Genomic DNA, 3840 nt, shown 5'->3' with positions numbered 1-3840 from the left:
ATGACCGCTCGGCGGGAAAGGCGACCATCGTCACCAGCCAGTTACCGATTGAGCACTGGCATGGATGGATCGGCGACGAGACCATCGCCGACGCAATGCTCGACCGCCTCATGCAGCGTCATCATCGGATCACGCTTACCGGTGGTTCCCTCAGAAAGGCATCCCCAAAACCCAGCGTCCTGGAGCCCGAACTCGACCAGAACTAACAAGGAAATCTACAATCGACACCGCGCAACGCCCAACCCCGCCGAATCGGTCACGTTCCCGAAATTGGCGGTCACCTTCGCCGAAATACGCAGGCGGCATGTGCGCAGCGATCGTGGTGTGATGGCCGCGGCGCTCGCTCTTCGCATGCGCGGCAATTCGCTGACCGCGCAGGAAGATCTCGACCGTTGTCTTCGTATGGCGCACATCTTGTGTGGCGAAGCGATTTCTGTGGCCTTGGCGCCGATGAGCTGCTTCCGGCGGAGATCCTCGCAGTCTGAAGGCCACAGAAGCAGGTCTCAATTTGAGGAGCAATATTACCTTTCCGCTTTTCTTGCGGAAGGAGGGCTCCTCATGTTCGATCAACTTTTCAAGGACCCGGCTGCAGTTGCCCGTCACACCACCGCGCCGCTCTACCGCGAGCGGGTTCGATACCTCGAGTACATGCAACGCCATCGGGCTTCCCGCAAGACCCTGATTCGCAATGCAACGTACATGATGCGGATAGGAGAGGCATTGAGATGGACGTTACCGGATTCCTTCACCGCTGCTCAACTTGGCAAGCTCGCAGATCGATGGCGTAACCGTCGAGCGACTAATCCTACCCGCACCGATGGGGAAGCATCCCGAACGGCGTATGTATCGACAGCGACGAACTGGATGCGCTTTCTTGGACGACTGCAGGCGTTGACCAGCGAGCAGCCTGGCTCGGAACAGATCGCGGCCTACGCTCGCTTCATGCGCGACGAGCGTAATCTCTCCGCTCTAACAATTCGCACGCGTAGCGGTCGCGCCTGCGAGTTTCTCCGGCTCGCCAATGCCGAGGGCTATGACATCCGTCGACTTGACTGGAAAGCCGTCGACCTCATTCTTGCCTCGAAGGGAATCCGCGATGGTCTGACGCGCGCGTCGATGCAAACCTATGGCTACAACATCCGCAGTTTCATCCGCTATTTGGAAGAACACGGGCAATGCCGACCCGGTTTATCGTCGTCAATACAACCGCCGCGGGTATATCGAGGCGAGGCACTACCTGCCGGTCCGTCCTGGCCGGAAGTCCTTCGTGTCCTTGAGAATCTCGAGGGGGACCGGCCCGGCGCGATTCGTGATCGCGCGATCTTGATGATGTTCGCGGTGTACGGATTGCGTGTGGCCGAAGTGCGCCGACTGTGTCTCGACGATTTTGACTGGCAGGAAGCGCTTTTTCGCGTGCATCGTTCCAAGCAAAGCCCACATATTGCTGTGTTTCCATTGGCCGGCGACGTAGCGGATGCTCTTGCGAGGTATCTGCGCTTTGTTCGAGTGAAGTCTGATCGGCGGGAGCTGTTTCTCCAGTTGCGTAGTCCATATCAACCACTTGGCAGCAGCGCGATCTGGCAGATTGTGAATCGTCAGCTAAGGCCAATGGATCTGTTGATCAAACACAAGGGACCGCATTCCTTGCGGCACGCGTGTGCGACCCAGCTTCTCGGACAAGGTCTAACCATGATGGAGATTGGAGATTTCCTCGGACACTGCCATCCCGCTACCACGGCGTTATACGCGAAGGTCGACATCGACGGCTTGCGCCAGGTGGCTGACGTTGATCTCGGGAGGTTTCTATGAAGCTCGCTGACGCAATCTCACTGTATATGCAGGTTATACACGCCAGTGGATGTAAGGGCGATAGTATTCATGACGTGCTTGTCTTGTTTGACAAGTACGTGGGATGTGAGCGGGAACTCAGTTCCATTTCGCAGACGGAGGTTCGACCATTCCTCGACGGGAATCTACCGCTCAGCCGCTATTGGCATCGCAAGCATTCTGCTCTCGTGGGCTTCTTCCGCTTTGCGCTCGCACGCGGCCTGGTATCTGCCATTCCTCTACCTGCTAGGACACCACGTTGCCATCAGGATTTCCAGCCCTATGTGTATTCCGAGGACGACGTCGACCGACTGATCGCTGCGCTTGAGTGTGCCCGCGCGACGCCGATTGAAGCACGCACCCTTCGGGTCCTCGTGCTGCTTTTATACGGGACCGGCCTACGACTGTGCGAAGCACTACACCTATGCCTCGCAGATGTGGATTTGCCGCAGCAGATGCTCACGGTTCGCGACACGAAGTTTTACAAGACACGATGGGTTCCAATTGGAATGCAGCTCGTCGACATCCTGCACGAATACATGGTGGCGGTTCACACATCCATCAGCATCGAAACTCGCGACGACACGCCACTGTTTGTCCGTCGTGACGGTGGTCGGCCAACCGGGAGCGGCGTCCGACGCGCATTTGCAAGGCTCAGGTCAAAGGCTGGCGTTCGGCGCAACGACGGCGCCCGGTATCAGCCGCGTTTGCACGATATGCGGGCAACGTTCGCTGTACATCGCTTGACCACCTGGTATCAGCAAGGTGCCGACGTGCAGCGACTTCTTCCTCTGCTGTCGACCTATCTCGGACACGCGAGCATAGCGGCCACCCAGGTCTATTTGCCTATGTCGCCGGAACTGCTCGTGGAAGCGTCGAACCGTCTCGGACGATACGTCGCGCTGGAGAGCCAGTCATGAACGATCTGAACCTATTGGCCCCATGGATTAAACGCTTCCTGGCCGATTACCTCGTCACGGTAAGAAGTGCGGCGCGAAGCACGCAATTGAGCTACCGCGACACGCTGGCCAGGCTCATTCGCTACGCAGCGGGCGAACTACGAACGCGTCCTGACCTGCTGAAGCTCGACGACATCAGCAGAGACCTGATCAACCGATTTCTCCCAACAGCGACGACCGGTAAAGCTGTGGGCGCGAGAACCGTCAACCAACGTCTCGCGGCCATACATAGCTTCGCGCGATTCGTGGGCGAATACGGACCAGAGCACCTGGAATGGTCCGGGCGTGTCTTAGCGATCCCATTCCGTAAGTTCGCACGCCCCGAGATTCCCTACCTTGAGAAACCCGAGATGGATGCACTTCTTGCTGCGGCAGACTTACGAACGGCACAGGGAATGCGTGACCATGCGCTGCTGATGTTCCTGTACAACACTGGCGCGCGAGCGACAGAGGTTGCACAGGTTAAGGTTGAGGATCTGCAATTGCAGTCGCGAGATGGCAACGGCAACGCGTTTGTCAGATTGCTGGGCAAAGGCAACAAGGTTCGATTATGTCCCCTCTGGCCGCAAACGGCAGCGGAGATCTCGACACTGATTGTCGGTCGGCCAGCGGACCAGCATGCATTCTTGAACCGGTGTGGTACGTCGATCACTAGATTCGGAGTCCACTCACTGGTGGAGCGCTGCGCGAAGCGCATCGAGGCGAGATTCCCTGCGGTCGGTGCGAAGCGGGTCAGCCCGCACACGATTCGCCATACAACGGCCACCTACCTCCTGCGCTCGGGTGTCGACATCAACACCATCCGCGCGTGGCTCGGCCATGTGTCGCTCAACACCACCAACATTTACGCACAGATCAACCTGGAGATGAAGTCGCGTGCCTTGGCGCAACTGCAGCCATCCGGCGAGGCGCCGCGGCGCCGAATGGAATCCGACCTGCTGCGATTCCTGCGCTCACTGTAACTGGATTTCTGTGGCCTTCAGACTGCGAGGATCTCCGCCGGAAGCAGCTCATCGGCGCCAAGGCCACAGAAATCGCTTCGCCACACAAGATG

General features: G+C 58.3%; 4 protein-coding genes. All 4 read left to right on the top strand.

All coding sequences use genetic code 11. The features are described 5' to 3' along the window. Positions 1–206 (top strand): ATP-binding protein (locus GCT19_RS41275; protein ID WP_193727503.1); only part of this gene is annotated, 206 nt, incomplete at its 5' end. Between the two features lie 196 nt (positions 207–402). Then, complete coding sequence (locus GCT19_RS44750; protein WP_408582417.1) at positions 403–1809, top strand: tyrosine-type recombinase/integrase; 1407 nt, start codon at positions 403–405, stop codon at positions 1807–1809. After that, on the top strand, positions 1806–2747 hold the full coding sequence (locus GCT19_RS41265; protein ID WP_152855040.1) for a tyrosine-type recombinase/integrase: 942 nt from the start codon (positions 1806–1808) through the stop codon (positions 2745–2747). The genes GCT19_RS44750 and GCT19_RS41265 overlap by 4 nt, the downstream gene beginning before the upstream one ends. Next, positions 2744–3748, top strand: coding sequence for a tyrosine-type recombinase/integrase (locus tag GCT19_RS41260; RefSeq protein WP_152855039.1), 1005 nt, complete (start codon positions 2744–2746; stop codon positions 3746–3748). The genes GCT19_RS41265 and GCT19_RS41260 overlap by 4 nt, the downstream gene beginning before the upstream one ends. The last annotated feature ends 92 nt before the right edge of the window (positions 3749–3840 follow it).

It is taken from the genome of Paraburkholderia atlantica (assembly GCF_009362785.1).
Lineage (GTDB): Bacteria > Pseudomonadota > Gammaproteobacteria > Burkholderiales > Burkholderiaceae > Paraburkholderia > Paraburkholderia atlantica.
This window is presented reverse-complemented; position numbering and strand designations above follow the sequence as displayed.

Coding starts and splice junctions, on each gene's coding strand:
- GCT19_RS44750 (WP_408582417.1), top strand. CDS start 403: ATGGCGCACATCTTGTGTGGCGAAGCGATTTCTGTGGCCTTGGCGCCG.
- GCT19_RS41265 (WP_152855040.1), top strand. CDS start 1,806: ATGAAGCTCGCTGACGCAATCTCACTGTATATGCAGGTTATACACGCC.
- GCT19_RS41260 (WP_152855039.1), top strand. CDS start 2,744: ATGAACGATCTGAACCTATTGGCCCCATGGATTAAACGCTTCCTGGCC.